This window comes from Hyphomonas beringensis, from assembly GCF_000682755.1.
Lineage (GTDB): Bacteria > Pseudomonadota > Alphaproteobacteria > Caulobacterales > Hyphomonadaceae > Hyphomonas > Hyphomonas beringensis.
In genome coordinates this window covers 1-22,321 of the sequence record NZ_AWFF01000035.1, presented here as the reverse complement: position 1 = coordinate 22,321, position 22,321 = coordinate 1, and the positions used below count along the sequence as shown (strand labels likewise).

General features: G+C 60.0%; 17 protein-coding genes. 14 read left to right on the top strand and 3 right to left on the bottom strand.

All coding sequences use genetic code 11. The features are described 5' to 3' along the window. The first annotated feature begins 208 nt into the window (after positions 1-208). The 4 genes from HY29_RS08550 (at position 209) to HY29_RS08535 (ending at position 2,847) form a co-directional block, all read left to right on the top strand. Positions 209-418: a cold-shock protein gene (locus HY29_RS08550; protein WP_034795677.1), complete on the top strand. Its 210-nt coding sequence runs from the start codon at positions 209-211 to the stop codon at positions 416-418. A 209-nt stretch (positions 419-627) separates the two neighbouring features. Next, the gene (gene rplK / locus HY29_RS08545) at positions 628-1,074 is read left to right on the top strand and encodes a 50S ribosomal protein L11 (protein ID WP_034795675.1); all 447 of its coding nucleotides are present in this window, start codon (positions 628-630) and stop codon (positions 1,072-1,074) included. A 4-nt stretch (positions 1,075-1,078) separates the two neighbouring features. Further along, positions 1,079-1,786 carry a 50S ribosomal protein L1 gene (gene rplA / locus HY29_RS08540; RefSeq protein WP_034795673.1) on the top strand — a complete coding sequence of 236 codons (708 nt, stop codon included), beginning with the start codon at positions 1,079-1,081 and terminating at the stop codon, positions 1,784-1,786. Positions 1,787-1,899: 113 nt separating this feature from the next. Further along, positions 1,900-2,847, top strand: coding sequence for a hypothetical protein (locus tag HY29_RS08535; protein WP_155838265.1), 948 nt, complete (start codon positions 1,900-1,902; stop codon positions 2,845-2,847). A gap of 65 nt (positions 2,848-2,912) precedes the next feature. Here HY29_RS08535 and HY29_RS08530 read toward each other — a convergent pair whose 3' ends face one another. The 3 genes from HY29_RS08530 to HY29_RS08520 form a co-directional block, all read right to left on the bottom strand. Further along, positions 2,913-5,009, bottom strand: a complete 2,097-nt coding sequence (locus HY29_RS08530) for a TonB-dependent receptor (protein WP_034795668.1) — start codon at positions 5,007-5,009, stop codon at positions 2,913-2,915. A gap of 63 nt (positions 5,010-5,072) precedes the next feature. Further along, entirely contained in the window at positions 5,073-5,501 is a 429-nt protein-coding gene (locus HY29_RS08525; RefSeq protein WP_034795666.1) for a hypothetical protein, read from the bottom strand. Between the two features lie 143 nt (positions 5,502-5,644). Further along, positions 5,645-6,373 carry a hypothetical protein gene (locus HY29_RS08520; RefSeq protein WP_034795662.1) on the bottom strand — a complete coding sequence of 243 codons (729 nt, stop codon included), beginning with the start codon at positions 6,371-6,373 and terminating at the stop codon, positions 5,645-5,647. Between the two features lie 217 nt (positions 6,374-6,590). On the opposite strand from HY29_RS08520, the gene HY29_RS08515 reads away from it, so the two are divergent. The 10 genes from HY29_RS08515 (at position 6,591) to fusA (ending at position 22,252) form a co-directional block, all read left to right on the top strand. Further along, entirely contained in the window at positions 6,591-6,944 is a 354-nt protein-coding gene (locus HY29_RS08515) for a response regulator (RefSeq protein WP_034795656.1), read from the top strand. A gap of 115 nt (positions 6,945-7,059) precedes the next feature. Next, positions 7,060-8,547 (top strand): hypothetical protein, encoded by a 1,488-nt coding sequence (locus tag HY29_RS08510; protein WP_155838264.1) that lies wholly within the window; start codon positions 7,060-7,062, stop codon positions 8,545-8,547. 390 nt (positions 8,548-8,937) lie between these two features. After that, positions 8,938-9,453 carry a 50S ribosomal protein L10 gene (rplJ, locus tag HY29_RS08505; RefSeq protein WP_034795648.1) on the top strand — a complete coding sequence of 172 codons (516 nt, stop codon included), beginning with the start codon at positions 8,938-8,940 and terminating at the stop codon, positions 9,451-9,453. A 57-nt stretch (positions 9,454-9,510) separates the two neighbouring features. Beyond that, positions 9,511-9,891 (top strand): 50S ribosomal protein L7/L12, encoded by a 381-nt coding sequence (gene rplL, locus HY29_RS08500; protein WP_034795643.1) that lies wholly within the window; start codon positions 9,511-9,513, stop codon positions 9,889-9,891. Between the two features lie 153 nt (positions 9,892-10,044). Beyond that, positions 10,045-14,181: a DNA-directed RNA polymerase subunit beta gene (gene rpoB, locus HY29_RS08495; RefSeq protein WP_034795638.1), complete on the top strand. Its 4,137-nt coding sequence runs from the start codon at positions 10,045-10,047 to the stop codon at positions 14,179-14,181. 122 nt (positions 14,182-14,303) lie between these two features. Beyond that, positions 14,304-18,530, top strand: a complete 4,227-nt coding sequence (rpoC, locus tag HY29_RS08490; RefSeq protein ID WP_034795633.1) for a DNA-directed RNA polymerase subunit beta' — start codon at positions 14,304-14,306, stop codon at positions 18,528-18,530. 113 nt (positions 18,531-18,643) lie between these two features. Continuing rightward, positions 18,644-18,892, top strand: coding sequence for a hypothetical protein (locus tag HY29_RS08485; protein WP_034795629.1), 249 nt, complete (start codon positions 18,644-18,646; stop codon positions 18,890-18,892). Positions 18,893-19,159: 267 nt separating this feature from the next. Next, complete coding sequence (rpsL, locus tag HY29_RS08480; RefSeq protein ID WP_034795624.1) at positions 19,160-19,531, top strand: 30S ribosomal protein S12; 372 nt, start codon at positions 19,160-19,162, stop codon at positions 19,529-19,531. Positions 19,532-19,543: 12 nt separating this feature from the next. Beyond that, positions 19,544-20,014 carry a 30S ribosomal protein S7 gene (gene rpsG, locus HY29_RS08475; RefSeq protein ID WP_034795621.1) on the top strand — a complete coding sequence of 157 codons (471 nt, stop codon included), beginning with the start codon at positions 19,544-19,546 and terminating at the stop codon, positions 20,012-20,014. Between the two features lie 90 nt (positions 20,015-20,104). Next, positions 20,105-22,252: an elongation factor G gene (fusA, locus tag HY29_RS08470; protein WP_034795618.1), complete on the top strand. Its 2,148-nt coding sequence runs from the start codon at positions 20,105-20,107 to the stop codon at positions 22,250-22,252. Positions 22,253-22,321 lie beyond the last annotated feature (69 nt).

The window sequence follows — 22,321 nt, the reverse complement described above, 5'->3', positions numbered from 1 at the left end:
GGGGATTGCCGCCCGCGAAATATAAAAGCGGCTCTGCCCTTGTTTGAACACAATGTGCCTCTACATAGGCAATTCGACTTTTAGCCGGACGATCAGGCCTAGACTGTCAGAGTCTCACTCTGCCGCTCATTTCAGAAACTCCCATACAAAACTCGAATTCCCGCGGACCCGCATGTTGCAGGACCGCATCTTTATACAGGAGTGTTTCATGACAAGTGGCACCGTAAAATTCTACAACGACCAAAAAGGCTTCGGCTTTATCGCCCCTAATGATGGCGGCACCGACGTGTTCGTGCACGCAACGGCGCTTGAGCGCGCCGGCATGCACGCGCTGTCCGAAGGTCAGAAGGTCTCTTACACGACCGCCAAGGACCCGCGTAACGGCAAGACCGCCGTCGACACGATCCAGGCTGACTAGTCCTTCGGGATTACAAGGTTAGGGAAGGGCCGTCTCCGCAAGGAGGCGGCCTTTTCTGTATCTGCCCGGATCCCCTTGACCCGTGGGGGATTCTGCTTCATACGCCCCGCTTCCGTGGGAGGCTGTTAGCCCGGCTATACCACGGGCCTCCAAAGTAACCGGGCGGATCGAAAGACCACCGCCCCATCTGAAACGTTCGAGAGGACAATATGGCTAAGAAACTGCTGGGGCACCTCAAGCTCCAGATTCCTGCCGGCCAAGCCAACCCGTCGCCGCCTGTCGGCCCGGCGCTCGGTCAGCGCGGAATCAACATCATGGAATTCTGTAAGGCGTTCAACGCCAAGACCCAGGGCATGGAGCCCGGTCTGCCGGTTCCAGTCGTGATTTCCTACTATCAGGACAAATCCTTCACCTTCGTCGTGAAGTCTCCGCCGGCCACTGTGCTGCTGAAGAAGGCTGCCAAGCTGAAGCTCGGCAAGAAGCCTGCTTCCGGCGCCAAGAAGCCGGGTTATGACATCGTCGGCAAGGTCACCATGGCTCAGGTTCGCGAAATCGCGGAAATGAAAATGGAAGACCTGAACGCAAACGACCTCGACGCAGCGTCCAAGATCATTGCCGGCTCTGCCCGCGCAATGGGCATCGAAGTGGTGGAGTAGGATCATGGCGAAACCAGGCAAGCGCGCACGCGCAATCAATGAAAGCGTCGACAAGGACAAGGCCTACACCATCACCGAAGCTGTGAAGCTGGTGAAGGAAAACGCCAAGGCCAAGTTTGACGAGACCGTCGAAATCGCCGTGAACCTCGGCGTTGACCCGAAATATGCTGACCAGATGGTCCGCGGTGTGGTCAACCTGCCGTCAGGCACCGGTAAAGACGTTCGCGTCGCTGTCTTCGCAAAAGACGCCAAGGCTGACGAAGCCAAGGAAGCCGGAGCCGATATCGTCGGCGCCGAAGACCTGATGGAAAAAATCCAGGGCGGCTTCATGGACTTCGACCGCGTTATCGCGTCTCCGGACATGATGGCTGTTGTTGGCCGCCTAGGTAAGGTGCTGGGCCCGCGCGGCCTGATGCCGAACCCGAAAGTCGGCACTGTCACGCCGAACGTTGCCCAGGCTGTCAAAGATGCGAAATCCGGCTCTGTCGAATTCCGCGTCGAAAAAGCTGGTATCGTTCACGCAGGCGTTGGCAAGGCCAGCTTCTCTGAAGGCGACATCGAGAAGAACGTGAATGCGTTCCTCAACGCCCTGTCCAAAGCCCGTCCGTCGGGCGCTAAAGGCCAGTTCATCCGCAAGATCGCCCTGTCGTCCACCATGGGCGCCGGTGTTGTGATCGACACGGCTGAAGTCAGCCAGACGATCCCTCAATAAGGCCCCGCTGAAAAGCGAGGGAGAGATGAAGCCCGGTGCAGCGATGCGCCGGGCTTTTTCGTTGGGGGCTCTCCTCTGTAGCGCGCGCAGCAGGAATCCGCTTTAGAGGGAAGATGGGGTCTACCAGAAAGCATCGGCCGCGCGGGCGGCGCGCATTTTCCACAGGGATGGGGCTGACCGTCTTTGCCTGTTTGATCGGCTTTTTCATAATCAGCCAGATCGGCTACATGGATGCCTTGACCCGGGTCCCGGTCTGCGGGGCGATGCAGCTCTTTCTGTTGGGCAGGCCAGGCCGGATTGATGCTGTACTGGACACGATGGCGGCGGTGGGCTTTGCCGGCATGGGTCTGGTGGCGGCCATGGGGCTTACCTCACTGGTGGAGAAATCATGGCGGCTGCGGGATCTCATTTTGGGGATAGCGAATACTGTCATCGCCAGCCTGATGATCTGCCAGTGGCTGGTGGCCTGGGCTTTCTTCCATCCAGAGACCTGGCAGGCGCGGGCCATCATGGCCATCGCCCCGGAAGCGCCCGTGGTCTATATGGACGATCTTCTGAGCGGATGGGACCGATACGCCGACAGCCCGAACTGGGCGCAAATTGCTCCGAAGACATACTTTAATGACACGATCGGTATCTATGCCCGTGAAGAAGTTGCCCGGACATGTTTTCAGGCAGACTTCATCCGTGCAAACCTGAAAAATATTTATTCGAGGGGTAACCTGCCGAACGGTACGCCAATTGCCGCCTTGCCGGATCATGCGCTGGAGAAAGCCGAAAGGGTCTTCGTGTTTTATGACCGTGAGGGGCGATATCTGAGCTATGACACCTATTGGGATGATGAGAGTTATCCTGAGATGCAGAAGCGCAATGCCGAACGCGACGAAGAGGGGCGTCAGGTGGATGCGAGCGAGGTATGGGGCCAGGTGATGAAGAGCCTGTTCTCTGAGCCCGAAGGCGAATTGGGGCCTGAGGAAGATGTGCGGCCCTACACACGCGAAGAGATTAACGCGATGGTCAAGGCAACCTGGGACCGGGATGCGCCTCTGCCTGAGGAATGAGGCCATACCCCCTCGCGCTCATCGGGCACCTCCCCCGCTTGGGCGGGGGAGGGCCGGCAGGATAATCAGCCTACGAAGGAGAGGCGGATGAAGGCGCCGCGGCCGGCGCCGGGCACGCGGGTGCCCAGGGCCACGTCGCCAAAGCCGTTGCGATTGTAGCCGGAGAGGTGGTCACGGGTGACCTGATCCAGCAGATTTTCCACGCCCGCAGACAGGCGCACGCCGTCTTTCACCTGCCAGTCGCCATACAGGCTGAGCGTGACATAGCCGGGTGAGGCAGCCTCGCTGTTGGTGAGTGAAACCTCGTCCTGCTCGGCCACGGCGCGGGTCTCGAAGGTGGCGGACCAGACGCCGCCTTCCCAGGTGAGTCCTGTTGTCAGGCTTGGCGCGGCGATGCGATAGAGATTGTCATCAATGTCACGGCGTTCCCCGCGCACATAGTTCAGCACACTGTCTATGCGGAGCGGGCCGTCAAAGTCGTAGCCGAAATCCATGTCGAAGCCATACAGACGCGCATCGACATTCGCCCAGCGCAGCGGCGTCGGGTCTCCATTCATGTTGGCGACCATCTCAACGGGAGAATTGATCGTGCCCGGCGTATCATCAAAGGGCACGCCCTGGATATAGTCGTCGATCTGGCGCACATAAACCGTCGGGCGGGCATAGACCTTGCCCGTGGCATAGTCGAAGCCAGCCTCAGCAATGAGGGCGGTTTCTGGGTCGAGATCCAGATTGCCGACATAGATGTTGCCATCGGCAAGTCCGCCGCTCGCATTGATCGGCAGCCAGCCATAACGCTGGATATATCCGGGCATGTTCTGCTTGCGGGCCAGGGTAACGCGCCAGGAGATATTGTTTTCCATCGGTGTCCACAGGCGGGCCACGATGTCAGCGGTCGTGTCCTCGCCGGAGCGGTCTGCGGCATTGAACTGCATGGCCAGCATTTGTGGGCCGGCCGGCAGCATGGCCCCGAGGGTGGCGTTGCCGGAATCATACTCGTTCTGGTCGATCCGTACACCAAGCTGCCCTTCGAAGACGCCCAGCCCGCCGGTCCATTCCGCGAAGGCGCCAAGCCGGTCCATCTCGATATCCGGGAAAGGTGAGACGAAGAACATGGCATTCTTCGGATTGGTAATGAGGACGTCGTGCTCCGCATTTTCCATGTCCACGCCCATGAGGAGATTGCCCCCGAATGCATCAAGGCCCGCTTTCACGCTGGCGCCCTTGGTGGTGGCATAGGCCATGGTCTCACGATGCTTCGCGGGCGTTGGGGCGGGGCGGAGGTCGTAATTGTTCATCGCGTGGGCGACGTCTGAATAGTGAACTTCCGCTTCCCATGTCACACCGCCCAGTTCGGTCTTGTAGCCGAGGCGGGCGAAGTCCGTATCGAAATAGCGGATGTCCATCGGGAAGGGCGGGTTGCCGGAGGGGCCGGTATTCTGGCGGCGGGCATCCAGCGTGAAGGTGCCGATATCCGTGCGGAGGCCCGTGGAGAGGCCATAGACGCCGCGCTCGAATTCCGAGCCGCCGATGGTGCCGTCCTTATACTCCGTATCGCCGCCCTTTTCATAGGAGGCGAGCAGGTTTGCGCGCCATGTGTCTGTCGATGCGCCGATGACGCCGCCGGCGGCGTAGCTGTCATTCGCCGTGCGCCCGCCAAGCATCACATCATAGCCAAGCGCCGGATCGCTGCTGTCGGAGAAGTCCACCTTCTTGAAGACGGCGTCGGCGCCGCCCGCAAGGCCGGGACCCGCCGAGACGGGGCTGACACCCCGGTCGATCACGACGGAGGCGATCAGCGGGGTGGGGGCATAGTGAAAGACCGGGTCCATCAGGTTCGGTCCGCCAGAGGCGATGCTCTGGCCATCCAGCCGCAGATTCATCCGCTCGCCAAACAGGCCGCGATACTGGACCTGGCCGGACAGCTCGCCATTGCCGATGCGGGCGGCACCCGGTGTGCGGGCGGTGAGGTGGGTGATGTCCATGCCGGTCAGCGGGGCGGCTTCAGGCGTAATGGTGGTGTCCGTGGCGGTGGTGACGCGCTGGCCGGTGACGATGATGACATCCTGCAGGGCAGGGGCGGTGTCATCCTGGGCGTGGGCGGTGAGGCCGGGCAGGGCGAGGGCGATGAGGCCCGCGCCGGTCATAAGGGTGCGTTTCATGAGAGATGTCCTCTTCACCTGCGGGGTGGGGCAGGTGGTGTCTGATTGAGAATTGGGGGTGGGTCAGATCAGACGGGAGAGGGGCGGCCCGCGCGGGGGCAGCAGGGAATCGATGGGGCGCTGCGTCAGCGGCACAGCATAGGGGCGCGCGCCAAGCAGGGGCAGGCCGAAGGCCACAGGCTGGATTAGCAGCGGCGGGGTATTGGGCAGGTCAAATGCCGCAGTGACGGCATAGGGACAGTCCGGCTGGTCGGCCTGGTCATCGGCGGGCGGCGCATCGGGGTCGTAATCGGCGGGCAGGGCCGTCAGCGTGCGGGTTTCCGGGTCGAGCTGCATCAGCTGGCCCACGCCATCGCCGCACAGGCGGACGATGATGGGGCCATCTTCGGCGCTGTCCAGCATGTAGCCGCTGGGCACCGCGCCGCGCACGCCAAGGCCCGCCACAATCAGCAGCAGGGCAAGCGTCCTCAGATGGCGGAACAGATCAGTCATCCCCCGGCCCTTTAAACCTGCGGGCGGCATTTATGAACGCGACACTTGCACACGGGGCTGTGATTTGGCGGCGCCCAGCACAGGCGCCGCTGGAGGCGAGGCCTCAGCGGGGGTGGGAAGGTGTGGCGGTCCGGGCGCGGGCGTCAGCTTGTGTCGGGGACGGGGGGCGCGAAGACATCATGGTCCATCGCCCTCAGGAGAAGGTGCAGGGCCCGGTCGAGCGGGTCCAGATTGTCGGGCATGTCTGGCGGAGGCGCTAGCGGCAGGGCGCGGCCAGTCTTGTCTGAACCAGTCTCAGCGGCGCGCTGGCGGGCAAGCCATCTGGCCATGCGCCGGGCATAGACATCTGTATTGTCGAACGCATCGCCCAGCGCCTTCATCCGAGGGATGAGGCGGGCAAGGGGCGTCGGCGGCGGCGCGGGCACGCGGTCTGGTGTAGGCGAGATGCCGGGCTGGGCGCCCGCATCCATCAGCGTGACACGCGGGCAGAGCGCTTCGGGCAGCCAGTCCTCTGCGGGCCCTGTCTCGCGGGCCTCATCCTGCCGGGATGGGCGCGGGGCCGGCTCGATCATGCGGAAGCGGGGGCAGGGCAGCTCATCCGGCGTGGGGCTGTCCGAGGCCGGCTGGGCGGAGGGCTGGAGGCCCGGGGGCGCAGGCCGGGCGGCAGATGTTGCGGGCGGCGTGTCTGGCACCTGCATCTGCAAGGCGCGCAGGCAGATCAGGCGGCGCATCATCGCCTCGGCCAGGCCGACACGCTTCAGGCAGGCCTCGGCCGCCGCCATGCTGGTCGCGCCAAGGCGGCAGATCGTGGTGATCAGCGTTGCCAGCAGAGTGCGGGCGCGATCTTCCAGGGAGGCAAGGTCCGGTGACATGGACAGAAGTATCCCACAGCGCGCGGCGAGGGGGACAAGTTCGCTGACCTATTTCGCAGGCCCTTGTTTTGGTTGAAGGCAGGGCGCGGGATTTTGTGGGAAAGTGGGCTCTCGTGCGGGCGGCCCCGTCTTTCCACTTTTCCGAGGGATGGATTTCTAGTGTAATAACAGTATAGTGCACAGACATCTTGGGATAGCCCTCTTGAGAGGACGGCGCGTGAGCAAGACTATTTTGGTCGTGGAAGACAATTATCTGATTGCCGAGGATTTCGCGGAAATGTGCGAGGAGATCGGCATAACCGTCGTTGGTCACGCCGTTCGCGCCTCTGATGCCTTGCAGATAGTGGCCGACAAGAAACCCGATTATGTGCTGATGGACATGCGCCTGAAAGGGCAGCGGGACGGCGTCGACGTGGCGATGGAAATTCACAGTGCGCGCCCGCAGACGAAGATTGTCTACATCACGGGGTCGGATGATCCGGGCACGATGGAGCGCATCCATGAAGACCACCCGCATGACATTCTGCTGAAACCGATCAACCCTGCACAGCTGAAAAGCGTACTGGGCTGAGACCGTCGCCGCGAATGAGCAGGACAAGCGAGGGGGGCTTTGTAACCCCTTTCCGGGATACTGATTTCAATCAAAAGGTGCTATTCTTTCCCCGGGCTGAATGGGGAATGGGACAATGAAAAAGCTGATTTGGGTATTTGCGGCCGTGTGCCTGCTGGCCGGTGAGGCGTTTGGGGATGTGATAACACTGGATGACTGCAAGAGTGGTAAGCCCGACGGGGTGGCGGCGGCAGATTTCCAGGTGGTCTGCGCAACACTTCAGGCGGCGCAGAACCATGATGCCGGGCTCATAAAGGCCGCGGCCGAAGCGGAAAAGCTGAAAGCAGAAGCCGAAAGCGCAAAGATAGCCGCGCAAACCGCGTCCAAATATTCCGATGCAGAGAAATTGAAGGCGCTGACTCCGGAGTTCGACCCCGACAAGTCAGGGGGTGTGGACGTGAAAGAGGGCGGCGGAAAGATAGAAGGTGAGCTATTAGCGCTGGCGGCCTTAAAAAGGAGCGCCCAAGAAATCTGCAGTAAGACTTCTAAAGAGGTGTCCGGGAATATTTATATTCGTACTGCAGGTGAGGCGGACCCTTCACGAGCTGATATATTGTTCAAGTTCCAACTGAAATATCTGAAAACGCTCTATGACCAAGGCGTTGAACAGGAAAATACGCTCAATATAGCAATTGCGAAATTCGAAGACGATTTAGACGTCACAAGGCGCCTTTATGAGGATGAGGGTAAAAAGGCAGGTCTGGTCCCGGAGGTTCTAGCTTTTCAGGCTGTCGGAAATGCAGTTGCAGGATTCACGCAGCTGTTCGCTACGGATTTCACCGTCGGTGGTGTGAAAGTGTCTGAATATGATCAGGCCCTGGTCTCTGAAGTCGTGGGCTGTCTTGATAGTTCCAACAAGTTCAGCGCCGGATCATTCAATGGCTCTATCGTTAAAGTCGATGAGATCGCCCTCATTGACGATTTGAATAAGAAAAAGGCTGATCTCACCAATCTTGAGAATCAAAAGAAAAACTTTGAGAGTCGGATTACCAAATTGGATGAGGCCCTAGCGGTTTTGGCCGAGAAGGTGGATGAGGAGGATGAGCCCGCTCCAAGCGGTCCTGTGGACACGGTGACGGAGCTGAAAATCTCTCTGGCTGCAATCAAGGCTAAGGCAAATGAATATGCAGGCACCGTGGCAAGTTATCGGAAATCCTATGATGAGCTGATAAAGGCGCTCGGTACTGTAGATGGGCCTCTTGCCATGTCGGAATTGCTGCGGTCGCGGGCGTTTGCGAAGAAAGAATTCAAGTACACCCTGGAGCTGAAGATCGATTCAGCGGGCGGCTCTTTCTACACCAAGAAAAATGTCTGGTCGTCCTTGGGGGATATGCCGTTTGAGGTCGCTGGAGGGGCTACGGTTCACTTCGTTCTCTATGATGGTACAGGCGCAATAAAGGCATCCGGCGCTATGGGAGCGCATTCAGGATATTATGAGGTAGATGACATTCCATCGAGTAAGACGAAGATAGAGCCCAAACTGGTTGTCGGGCCTGAGGAAGATAAGAGCGGGGCTCAGTCTACTAACCTCCCTGCCAGTCAGGCTGGGAATGGGAGCAGCTAGGCGGGTGGCGCCATGCGTCCACAGCTTGTATCAGGGGGGGACAGATTGCCTCCGCCTGAAAGCTTGACATTTTCTCACAATAGGGGGTTGCGGCGGCTCGGATAAAGCGTTAACAAGCCCCTCTTGACGGGAGTACTCCGATATGCATCGGGGGCCTCCCGTTTTCCTGTCCTAGACCATAGGCCGCTCTTTCGGGGGTGATAAAGACAGTTTCACTGTCACCTATGCAGACGGGGTGAGGCGTATAATCGGTTCGGAAACAGGGGGTTACAGGCCCTTTGTGGAAAACCGGGCAGGCCAATCCCTGGGCAGGCGCTGGAAGGCTTCCGGGCCAGAAGGCGAATACCAGGGCGGCCGGATGGTCCGGGCGCCTCAAACTGGAGACCCGCTATGGATAAAGCTGGAAAAACTGTGGCTCTCGAGACCCTCAAAGGGGTTTTCGACGAGTCCGGTGCTGTCGTCGTGACGCACTATACCGGTCTTACTGTTGCGGAAATGACCAAGCTGCGTGGCATGCTCCGCAAGGACGGCGCACAGCTTAAGGTGGTCAAGAACCGTCTGGCGAAAATCGCCCTCGACGGCAAAGGTGGTGATGCTGCTCAGGAGCTCTTCCAGGGCCCTGTGGCAATTGCCTTCTCTCCGGACCCGGTGTCGGCTGCGAAAGCGGCTGACGAGTTTGCGAAAGAGAATTCCAAACTCGTGATCATCGGTGCGGTGATGGGGGATGAGGTTCTCGATGCCAAAGGCGTCGAAAGCCTCGCGAAACTGCCATCTCTCGACCAGCTTCGTGGCAAGCTTATCGGCCTCCTGCAGGCACCGGCAACGAAAGTTGCAGGCGTCGTTCAGGCTCCGGCTGGGCAGCTCGCTCGCGTGGTGGCTGCTTACGGCAACAAAGACGCCGCATAAGCCATCCGTTTTCGCTATTTAAGACTACAAACACCGAACCTAACAGGAATTTGAAAAATGGCAGATCTCGAAAAGATTGTCGAAGACCTCTCCGCCCTCACCGTGCTTGAGGCTGCTGAGCTTGCTAAACTGCTTGAAGACAAGTGGGGCGTTTCCGCTGCTGCTCCGGTTGCTGTCGCAGCCGTTGCTGGTGGTGACGCAGGCGCTGCTGCTGCGGAAGAAAAAGACGAGTTCGACGTTGTCCTGACCGACGCTGGCGACAAGAAGATCAACGTGATCAAACTGGTCCGCGAAGTTCAGCCGTCCCTCGGCCTGAAAGAAGCTAAAGAGCTCGTTGAAGGTGCTCCGAAAGCTGTCAAGGAAGGCGCTCCGAAAGCTGAAGCTGAAGAGCTCAAAAAGAAATTCGAAGAAGCTGGCGCAAAAATCGAGCTCAAGTAAGCTCCAGCGACTTCAAATCCGGGTGGCGTTCGCGCGAGGCGTTGCCCTTTCAAAGAACAGCGCGGCGGTCTCAAATGAGGCCGCCGCGAACTCGCGTTCTGGCGATAAAGTCTGCGGCCAGGTGGCCGGGGACACAAAAAATGGGATCCTGGGATGGCACTCTCCTTCACGGAAAAGAAACGTATCCGCAAATCCTTCGGGCGCATTCCCGAAGCCATCGAAATGCCAAACCTGATCGAGGTTCAGCGCGAAAGCTACGAACACTTCCTCCAGATGCACACGCCCTCTGAAAAGCGGACGGATGATGGTCTGGGCGGTGTGTTCAAGTCCGTGTTCCCGATCACTGACTTCTCCGAGCGGGCAACGCTCGAATATGTCTCTTACGAGTTTGAAGCGCCGAAATTCGACGTGGAAGAATGCATGCAGCGCGACCTGACCTTCCAGGCGCCGCTGAAAGTGCGTCTCCAGCTGGTCGTTTTCGATGTCGACGAAGACACGGGCGCGCGCTCCGTCAAGGAAGTGAAAGAGCAGGAATGCTATCTCGGCGACATCCCGCTGATGACCGAGAAGGGTACCTTCGTGGTCAACGGCACCGAGCGGGTGATCGTCTCGCAGATGCACCGCTCTCCGGGCGTGTTCTTCGACCATGACAAGGGCAAGACGCATGCCTCCGGCAAGCTGCTGTTCGCGGCGCGGATCATTCCGTATCGCGGCTCCTGGCTGGACTTCGAATTCGACGCAAAAGACATCCTGAACATCCGGATCGACCGCAAGCGCAAGCTGCCGGCGACCACGATGCTGTACGCTCTCGGCTATGACACCGAGCAGATCCTGGACCTGTTCTACACCAACTCCATCTACCGCATGGACAAGAAGGGCTGGATCACGGGCTTCCGCGCCGAAGCCTGGAAAGGCGTGAAGCCGGAATTCGATCTGGTCGACGCAAAAACCGGCAAGACGGTCGCCGAAGCCGGCAAGAAGATCACCGCCCTGAAAGCCAAGCGTATCGCAGAGGCTGACACGGACGAGATCATCGTGCCGTCCGACGCCCTGATCGGCAAATTCCTGGCCCGCGACGTTGTGAATAACGAAACCGGCGAGATCTTCGGTGAAGCCGGCGACATGCTGGAAGAGGAAATGCTCGCCGAGATGCGCGATTACGGCATCACGACGATCGAAGTGCTCGACATCGACGCCTCCGGCCGTGGCCCGTGGCTGCGCAACACGCTGAAAGCGGACAAGAACGAAACCCGTTTCGAAGCCCTGTCCGACATCTACCGCGTGATGCGTCCGGGCGAGCCGCCGACCCAGGAAGCTGCTGACGCCCTGTTCGGCCAGCTCTTCTTCGATCCGGAGCGCTATGACCTGTCCGCCGTTGGCCGCGTGAAAATGAACATGCGCCTGAACGTTGGCGTGCCGGGCTATGAAGCCGCCGCAGACGACATGCGCGTGCTGCGCAATGACGACATCATCGGCGTCATGAAGGTCATCCTGGACCTTAAAGACGGCAAGGGCGAAGTCGACGACATCGACAACCTCGGCAACCGCCGCGTCCGTTCCGTCGGCGAGCTGATGGAAAACAATTACCGCATCGGCCTCGTGCGCATGGAGCGTGCGATCAAGGAGCGTATGGGCTCTGTCGACATCGACACGGTGATGCCGCACGACCTGATCAATGCGAAGCCGGTTGTGGCCTCTGTCCGCGAATTCTTCGGCTCCTCGCAGCTGTCGCAGTTCATGGACCAGACCAACCCGCTGTCCGAGATCACCCACAAGCGTCGTCTCTCGGCGCTTGGACCGGGCGGCCTGACCCGCGAACGGGCCGGCTTCGAAGTGCGCGACGTGCACCCGACCCACTATGGCCGTATCTGCCCGATTGAAACGCCGGAAGGCCCGAACATCGGTCTGATCAACTCCCTGGCCACGCATGCCCGCGTCAACAAGTACGGCTTCATCGAAAGCCCGTACCGCAAGGTGATGAACGGCAAGCTGACCGACGAAGTTGTCTACCTGTCCGCCATGGAAGAGAGCATCTATTCCATCGCCCAGGCCAATGCGACGGTGAACGAGGCTGGCGAGCTGGCGAATGAATTCGTCAACGCCCGTGTGGCTGGCGAAGCGACCATGGTTGCCCGCGAAGACATCCAGTATATGGACGTCTCTCCGAAGCAGGTTGTCTCGGTTGCTGCGTCTCTCATTCCGTACCTCGAAAACGACGACGCCAACCGCGCCCTGATGGGGGCGAACATGCAGCGTCAGGCGGTGCCGCTTGTGCAGTCTGAAGCGCCATTCGTCGGGACCGGCATGGAATCGGTTGTGGCCCGCGACTCCCGCGCAGCTATCGTTGCCCGCCGGGCAGGGGTGGTTGAGCAGGTCGACGCGCTGCGGATCGTTGTGCGCGCCACGGAAGAACTCGAAGGCTCCAAATCGGGCGTCGACATCTACCGTCTGGCCAAGTTCCGCCGTTCGAACCAGAACAGCTGCATCAACCAGCGCCCGATTGTGCGCGTGGGTGACACCGTTGCGAAGAACGACATCATCGCAGACGGCCCGTCCACCGACATGGGCGAACTGGCCCTCGGCCGCAACGTGCTCGTCGCGTTCATGCCGTGGAATGGCTACAACTTCGAGGACTCCATCCTGATCTCCGAGCGGATCGTGAAAGACGACGTCTTCACCTCGATCCACATCGAGGAATTCGAAGTCGCCGCGCGCGACACGAAGCTGGGACCGGAAGAAATCACCCGCGACATCCCGAATGTTGGGGAAGAAGCCCTGCGTAACCTCGACGAAGCCGGCATTGTTGCCGTCGGCGCCGAAGTGAAGGCAGGCGACATCCTCGTCGGCAAGGTGACGCCGAAGGGCGAAAGCCCGATGACGCCGGAAGAGAAACTCCTCCGCGCCATCTTCGGTGAGAAAGCCTCTGACGTTCGCGACACCTCCCTGCGTGTGCCTCCGGGCGACGCCGGTACGGTTGTTGATGTCCGCATCTTCAACCGCCACGGCATCGACAAGGACCAGCGTGCCCTTCAGATCGAGCGTGAGCAGATCGAGAAGCTGCAAGAGGATAAAGAGGACGAACAGGCCATTCTGGAGCGCAACACGTACAACCGTCTGCGCGACCTGCTGATCGGCAATGAAGCGGCCGCCGGGCCGAAGAACTTCGTGCCGGGCAAGATCACGGCCGAATCCCTGGAGCCTCTGACCGAGAACCAGATGTGGGACATCGCCCTGAAGTCTGAAAAGGCTCAGTCCGATCTCGACGCCCTGAACGAGCAGTTCGAGAACTCCATCAATGAGCTGGAAGCCCGCTTCAACGACAAGGTCGACAAGGTTCAGCGCGGCGATGACCTGCCTCCGGGCGTCATGAAGGTCGTCAAAGTGTTCCTGGCCGTGAAGCGCAAGCTGCAGCCGGGCGACAAGATGGCCGGCCGTCACGGGAACAAGGGGGTTATCTCCAAGATCAACCCGCAGGAAGATATGCCCTTCCTGGAAGACGGTACCCCGGTCGACATCGTGCTCAACCCGCTGGGCGTTCCATCGCGGATGAACATCGGTCAGATCCTTGAGACCCACACAGGCTGGGCCTGCCGTGGTCTCGGCCGGATCATCGACAATGCCGTGGACGAGTTCCACCAGAACAGTGATGTCGGAGGTCTCCGCACCGCCCTGACCCAAGCCTATGGCGAGGAACAGGAAATGCCGGAAACCGATGCCGAGATCATCGAACTGGCCGGAAACCTGCGCAATGGTGTGCCGATCGCTACGCCGGTCTTCGATGGTGCCCGCGAAAGCGACATCAACGGCCTGCTGGAGCGTGCCGGTCTCGATACGTCGGGTCAGGTTCGCATGTATGACGGCCGCACCGGTGAGGCGTTCAGCCGCCAGGTCACTGTGGGCTACAAATATCTTCTCAAACTGCACCACCTGGTCGATGAGAAGATCCACGCCCGTTCGACCGGACCGTACTCGCTCGTCACGCAGCAGCCTCTGGGCGGCAAGGCCCAGTTCGGCGGCCAGCGCTTCGGGGAGATGGAGGTCTGGGCTCTGGAAGCCTATGGCGCCGCGTACACGCTGCAGGAAATGCTGACCGTGAAGTCTGACGACACGGCCGGCCGTGCCAAGGTCTACGAGGCGATCGTCCGCGGTGACGATACCTTCGAGGCCGGTATCCCGGAGAGCTTCAACGTGCTCATCAAGGAAATGCGCTCGCTCGGTCTCAATGTTGAGCTGATCGAGGAAGATTCCGGACGTGATGACGAAGACGAAGCCACCGTCGCCGCCGAGTAGAATGAGACTTAAACCGGACCGCCCCGCCACTGCGGCGGGGCGAACCGGACGAGACAAGAAGATTTCATAGGGCAGGGGCCCGCCAGCCCCGATAACCAAGCCCACCCAAGGAGCAGACACCCATGCGCCAGGACGTCGCCAGTATCTTCAACCCGAATACCCCCGCCCCGACTTTCGAGGCGATCCGTATTTCCATTGCCAGCCCGGAGAAAATCCGGTCCTGGTCTTCGGGCGAAATCAAGAAGCCTGAAACCATCAACTACCGGACCTTCAAGCCGGAGCGGGACGGCCTTTTCTGTGCCCGTATCTTCGGCCCGACGAAGGACTATGAGTGCCTTTGTGGCAAGTATAAGCGCATCAAGTATCGCGGCATCACCTGCGAGAAATGCGGCGTGGAAGTTACCCTGGCGCGCGTTCGCCGTGAGCGCATGGGCCATATCGACCTGGCCGCGCCGGTTGCGCACATCTGGTTCCTGAAATCGCTTCCGTCCCGGATTTCAACGCTGCTCGACATGGCGCTGAAAGACGTTGAGCGTGTGCTGTACTTCGAAAGCTACATCGTGGTTGAGCCCGGCCTGACCGAGCTTGAGCCGAAGCAGCTGCTCACCGAAGAAGAGTACATGGACAAGCAGGACGAGCTTGGCGAGGACGCGTTCACCGCCATGATCGGCGCGGAAGCCATCCGCGAACTGCTGATGCAGCTGGAACTGCCGGTTCTGGCCGAAACGCTGCGTGAAGACCTGCGGGAAGCCACGTCCGAACTGAAGACGAAGAAATATTCCAAGCGTCTGAAAGTGGTCGAATCCTTCCTCCAGTCCCGCGCCAAGCCGGAATGGATGATCCTGACCGTTGTGCCGGTCATTCCGCCGGATCTTCGCCCGCTGGTTCCGCTGGATGGCGGCCGTTTCGCAACGTCCGACCTGAACGATTTGTATCGCCGCGTGATCAACCGGAACAACCGCCTGAAGCGCCTGATGGAGCTTCGCGCGCCGGACATCATCATCCGCAACGAGAAGCGGATGCTGCAGGAATCCGTTGATGCCCTGTTCGACAATGGCCGCCGCGGCCGTACGATCACCGGCACCAACAAGCGTCCGCTGAAGTCGATCTCCGACATGCTGAAAGGCAAGCAGGGCCGCTTCCGTCAGAACCTTCTCGGTAAGCGCGTCGACTATTCCGGCCGGTCCGTCATCGTGGTGGGCCCGAGCCTGCGTCTGCACGAATGCGGCCTGCCGAAAAAGATGGCGCTGGAGCTGTTCAAGCCGTTCATCTATGCCCGCCTCGACGCGAAGGGCCTGGCCGGTACGGTCAAGGCTGCGAAGAAGCTGGTTGAAAAAGAAAAGCCGGAAGTCTGGGATATTCTGGACGAAGTGATCCGTGAGCACCCGGTTCTGCTGAACCGCGCGCCGACGCTTCACCGTCTCGGCATCCAGGCGTTCGAGCCGAAACTGATCGAGGGCAAGGCCATCCAGCTGCACCCGCTGGTCTGTGCGGCCTTCAACGCCGACTTTGACGGTGACCAGATGGCTGTCCACGTTCCGCTGAGCCTTGAGGCCCAGTTGGAAGCCCGCGTGCTGATGATGTCTACGAACAACATCCTGTCACCGGCCAACGGCAAGCCGATCATCGTTCCGTCCCAGGATATTGTTCTGGGTCTCTACTACCTGTCTCTGGATCTGGATGGCGAGCCTGGCGAAGGCATGATCTTCTCCGAAATGGCCGAAATCGAGCAGGCGCTCGACAATGGCCTGATCAGCCTGCACTCCAAGATCAAGGCGATGTATGAAGGCGTCGATGATGAGGGCAATCCATGGCGCCGTGTGATCGACACGACCGCCGGCCGCTTCATGATTGCCGACATCCTGCCGCGCATGAAGGGCATCCAGCCTGACCTGGTCAACACGACCATGACCAAGAAGACGATCTCCAAGATCATCGACGAGGTCTATCGTCTGTGCGGTCAGAAGGCGACGGTGATCTTCTGTGACAAGATGATGGGCCTGGGCTTCAAGGAAGCCTGTAAAGCCGGCATCTCGTTCGGCAAGGACGACATGGTCATCCCGGAAGCCAAGCAGAAACTGGTCGACTCGACGAAGGAGCAGGTCTCCGAGTATGAGCGTCAGTATGCTGATGGTCTGATCACACGGGGTGAGAAGTACAACAAGGTGGTTGATGCCTGGTCGACCTGTACCGACAAGGTGGCCGATGCCATGATGGACGCGTCTGCGCGTCCGCAGGCAGCGACAGCTGGCCGTAAGGCACAGATCAACTCGATCTTCATGATGGCCGATTCCGGTGCGCGTGGTTCGAAGAACCAGATGAAACAGCTGGCCGGTATGCGCGGCCTGATGGCCAAGCCGTCGGGTGAAATCATCGAGACGCCGATCATCTCGAACTTCAAGGAAGGTCTGACCGTTCTTGAATACTTCAACTCGACCCACGGTGCCCGTAAAGGCCTCGCGGATACGGCTCTGAAGACCGCCAACTCCGGTTACCTGACACGCCGCCTGGTCGACGTGGCCCAGGACTGCATCATCAACGAAGATGATTGCGGCACCGAGCGCGGCATCGATATCGCGGCTGTTCTGGAAGGCGCCGATGTGACCGTCTCCCTGGCAGAGCGTATTCTTGGCCGTGTGACGGCTGAGGATGTCAAAGGCGTTGATGGCGAGCTGGTTGTCCCGGCGAACACCTATATCGACGAAGACCTGGCCGATACGATCGAGAAGGCCGGTGTGGACGTGATCAAGGCCCGTTCGCCGCTGACCTGTGAAACCAAGAATGGCATCTGTGCCCAGTGCTATGGCCGTGACCTGGCCCGCGGTACGCCGGTCAACCGCGGTGAAGCGGTCGGCGTTATCGCTGCCCAGTCTATCGGTGAGCCGGGTACGCAGCTGACCATGCGGACGTTCCACATTGGTGGCGCAGCCCAGGTGGCGGACCAGTCCTCCATCGAGTCCAGCTTTGAAGGCACGATCCGCTTCAAGGATGCGGAATTCGTGGCCCGCAAGGACGAGTCGCTGGTTGTTGTTGGCCGCCGCATGCAGGTGGAACTGGTGGACGGCGAAGGCCGCACCCGCCAATCCTTCCGCCCGGCCTATGGTACGCGCCTGATGGTCAAGGATGGCCAGAAGGTGAAACCAGGCATCCTGATGGCTGACTGGGATCCGTTTGCCCAGCCGATCGTGTCCGAAGTGGCCGGTCAGGCGAAACTGGTCGATGTGATCGACGGTGTTTCCGTTCGCGAAGAAACCGACGAAGCGACGGGAATTTCCTCCCGCGTGGTCATCGACTGGCGCAGCGCGTCGAAATCTGCGGACATCAAGCCGTCCATCCAGATTGTCGACAAGGACGGTGCACCGGTCAAACTGCCGAATGGCTCTGATGCGGTCTACCTCTTGTCTGTGGGCGCGATCCTGTCTGTTGCCGATGGGGACACGATCTCTGCTGGTGATACGCTGGCCCGTGTCACGACCGGCGGTGCGAAGACCAAGGACATCACCGGTGGTCTGCCGCGTGTGGCCGAACTGTTCGAAGCGCGTCGTCCGAAGGACCACGCCATCATCGCAGACATGGACGGTAAGGTCGTCTATGGCCGCGACTACAAGAACAAGCGCCGCGTCTCCATCGTGCCGATGGAGGAAGACAAGGAGCAGATCGATTACCTGGTGCCGAAAGGCAAGCACCTGGCCGTGCAGGATGGCGACTTCATCAAGCGTGGTGAGTATCTGATGGACGGTAACCCGGCACCGCAGGACATCCTGTCCACGCTGGGCGTCGAGGCTCTGGCCAACTACCTCATCGACGAAGTTCAGAAGGTCTACCGTCTGCAGGGCGTGCCGATCAACGACAAGCACATCGAGGTGATCGTTCGCCAGATGCTGCAGAAGGTCGAGATCGTCGATGGTGGCGATTCGGGCCTGATCACCGGCGAACATGTCGATGTGATCGAGTTCGAGGAAGCCAACGAACTCGTCCGCAAGTCGCGCAAGAAGGACCAGAAGGAAGCCACCGCGAACCCGCTGCTGCTGGGTATCACGAAGGCCTCCCTGCAAACCCGGTCCTTCATCTCCGCGGCCTCCTTCCAGGAGACCACACGCGTCCTCACCGAGGCAGCGATCCAGGGCAAGATGGATACGCTGGAAGGCCTCAAGGAGAACGTTATCGTGGGTCGCCTGATCCCGGCCGGTACCGGCGGTGGCATCCGTGCGATGCGCCGTGTGGCTGCCGACCGCGATGCGAAGCTGAAAGCCAAGCGTGCGGCCAATGTGGCCAAGGAAGCTGCCGAAGTGCTCGAAGTGTCGGCCCTGCCGGCACCGGAGCCGCAGCCGGAAACTTCGGGCGAATAAGCCCCGGCCTTTCGGCCCGCTTGAGAAACTCGGAAAAGCCTGCCAGTCTTGGCAGGCTTTTCTGCATTTGAAGGGCAGAGGCCGACAAGGCCTGACAAGGGAGCTGGCAGGACATGCAATTCGGGCGGAAAGACGTGATCGGCGCGGCCTGTGCGGTGGTCTCCATCGGCCTGGTGGCATGGCTGGCACATGAGTCCCTGGCCAGCGCAGACTGCCGGGACCTGCTGCGCTGGCACGACTTTGCCTCGGTCGAGGGGGATGTCGCAGACCCCGAGCTGGAGGCACTGAAATCCCGTCTTGAAACAGGGCAGGGGAGTGAGGCAGAAAAGGCCTGTGTCGGCCGGGTCGGTCTGCCTTTCTAGCTTTCAGGCGCGAACCCGCTCAAATGGCTGAGGTTTAGCTGCCGCCATACAGCACCGCACCCTTGACGCCAGCGTCTGAGGGGCTTACACGCACCCATCGTCAGAGAGGTGGATGGTCTGATAGACCGTTTGCCGTACCGGTTCAGGCAGATCCGGCAAACTGACCCCCAAGTTTTCGTCCGTCCCGGAAGCCATTCTCGGCCTTCGGGGCATAATTCGTTACCGGCCCATCGGGCCATTGATGTTAAAAGAGACAAGAAGGCCCGAATGCCAACGATTCAACAGCTTATTCGTAATCCGCGTTCGCCCAAGCGCACGCGTACCAAAACACCGGCCCTCAAGGCTTGCCCGCAGCGTCGCGGCGTCTGCACGCGTGTCTACACCACGACCCCGAAGAAGCCGAACTCGGCGCTTCGTAAAGTGGCCAAGGTGCGTCTGACGTCCGGCTTCGAATCGCTGTGCTACATTCCGGGCGAAGGCCACAACCTGCAGGAACACTCTGTGGTCCTGATCCGCGGCGGCCGTGTGAAAGACCTTCCGGGTGTGCGCTACCACATTGTGCGTGGTGCCCTGGATACCCAACCCGTCAAAGACCGTAAGCAACGCCGTTCGCACTACGGCGCGAAAAAGCCGAAGTAAGGAAGCCGCACCATGTCTCGTCGTCACAGCGCAGAAAAGCGCCAAGTACTTCCCGATCCGAAGTTCAAGGATGTGGTCGTTTCCAAGTTCATGAACCAGATCATGCGCGACGGCAAAAAGTCGACCGCCGAACGCATTGTCTATGGGGCATTCGATCTTGTGGAAGGCCGCGCCAAGAAGAACCCGGTCGAAGTGTTCCACGAAGCACTCGAAGCCGTTGCTCCGGCTGTTGAGGTTCGCTCCCGCCGTGTTGGTGGTGCAACCTACCAAGTTCCGGTTGAAGTCCGCACCGAGCGCCGCCAGGCCCTCGCGATCCGCTGGCTGGCCGCTGCTGCAGCAGGCCGTAACGAAAACACCATGCGTGAGCGCCTTGCTGGCGAACTCATGGATGCAAGCCAAGGCCGCGGCAACGCCGTGAAAAAGCGGGAAGATACGCACCGCATGGCCGACGCCAACAAGGCGTTCTCTCACTACCGCTGGTAATCAGCACTGGAAGTCCGGGGCGATTGCGGGTAACGCGCCCGCAAATCGCCCCGAAATTCCTCCCGGAAACCAGACACGAAGGTTTATCTCATGGCCCGCGAATATTCGTTGGAACGCTATCGTAACTTCGGCATCATGGCTCACATCGATGCTGGCAAGACGACCACGACCGAGCGTATCCTCTACTACACCGGCAAGTCCCACAAGATCGGCGAAGTCCATGACGGCGCTGCTACGATGGACTGGATGGAGCAGGAGCAGGAGCGCGGCATCACGATCACGTCTGCTGCGACGACCACGTTCTGGTTCCGCACCGAAGACGGCGTGAACCCTACCGGCATCTACGGCGAAACGCCGGAAGAAGCCAAGTTCCGCTTCAACATCATCGATACCCCCGGACACGTTGACTTCACGATCGAAGTTGAGCGCTCCCTGGCTGTGCTCGACGGCGCTGTTTGCGTTCTCGACGCCAATGCCGGCGTTGAGCCGCAAACCGAGACCGTCTGGCGTCAGGCTGACCGTTACAAGGTTCCGCGCATCGTGTTCGTCAACAAGATGGACAAGATCGGCGCTGACTTCTTCAACTGCGTGAAGATGATCAAGGACCGTACGGGCGCTACGCCGGCTCCGATCCAGCTGCCGATCGGCTCTGAGACCGAGCTGGAAGGCCATGTCGACCTGATCACGATGCAGGAATGGGTCTGGGAAGGTGAAGACCTCGGCGCAAGCTGGGTCATCAAGCCGATCCGTGACAGCCTGAAGGACAAGGCCGAAGAGATGCGCGCCGAGCTCATCGAAGTCGCTGTTGAAGTCGACGATGCGGCCATGGAAGCCTATCTCGAAGGCAACGAGCCTGACGAAGCCACGCTGCGCACGCTGATCCGCAAGGGTACGCTGGAAATGGCCTTCGTGCCGGTTCTGTGTGGCTCTGCGTTCAAGAACAAAGGCGTGCAGCCGATGCTGAACGCTGTGATCGACTATCTGCCGGGTCCGCTCGACGTGCCGCCTTATATGGGCTTCGCACCGGGCGACGAGGAAGAAGTGCGTAACATCGAGCGTAAAGCCGATGACAGCCAGCCTTTCTCCGGCCTCGCATTCAAGATCATGAACGACCCTTACATGGGCACGCTGACCTTCACGCGGATCTATTCAGGTACGCTGTCCAAAGGCGACAGCTTCATGAACTCCACGAAGGGCAAGAAAGAGCGCGTCGGCCGTATGGTGATGATGCACTCCAACAAGCAGGACGAGATCACGGAAGCCTATGCAGGTGACATCGTGGCGCTCGCCGGCCTGAAGGAAACCACCACGGGTGACACGGTGTGTGATCCGAACAAGCCGGTCGTTCTGGAAACGATGACGTTCCCCGATCCAGTGATCGAGATCGCTGTCGAGCCGAAATCCAAGGCTGACCAGGAGAAGATGTCGGTTGGTCTGCAGCGCCTCGCCGCAGAAGACCCGTCCTTCCAGGTCGAAACGAACTTCGAATCCGGCCAGACGATCATGAAAGGCATGGGCGAGCTTCACCTCGACATCCTGATCGATCGCCTGAAGCGCGAATTCAAGGTCGAAGCCAATATCGGTCAGCCGCAGGTGGCTTACCGTGAGAAGATCGGCCGCGATGCCCAGATCGACTACACGCACAAGAAACAGTCCGGTGGTACCGGTCAGTTCGCTCGCGTGAAGCTGGAATTCGAGCCGCTGGAATCCGGTTCAGGCTTCGTGTTCGAAAGCAAGATCGTCGGCGGTGCTGTTCCGAAGGAATACATTCCGGGCGTCGAAAAAGGCCTCGAAATGGCCAAGGAAAACGGCCTTCTGGCTGGCTATCCGGTCACAGACTTCAAGGCCACGCTGGTCGATGGTGCCTTCCACGATGTGGACTCCTCGGTCCTGGCCTTCGAAATCGCAGCCCGCGCTGCCTTCCGCGAACTGAAAAGCCAGGGCGACCCGCGCCTGATGGAGCCGATCATGGCAGTGGAAGTTGTGACGCCGGAAGACTATATGGGTGACGTAATTGGCGACCTGAACTCCCGCCGCGGTCAAATCCAGGGCTCTGAGCCCCGGGGCAACGCGGTTGTGATCAAGGCCTTCGTCCCGCTGGTCAACATGTTCGGTTACGTGTCCGACCTTCGCGGCATGTCACAGGGCCGCGCCCAGTTCACGATGCTCTTCAATCACTATGATGAAGTGCCGCGTGCTGAAGCGCAGAAGATCATTTCGGACGTCGCCGGTTCGTAAGGAAGCAAGGCCCTCTTTTAGGGCCGTTAGTTAGAATAAAGGAGAGGCCCGATGGCCAAGGCAAAGTTT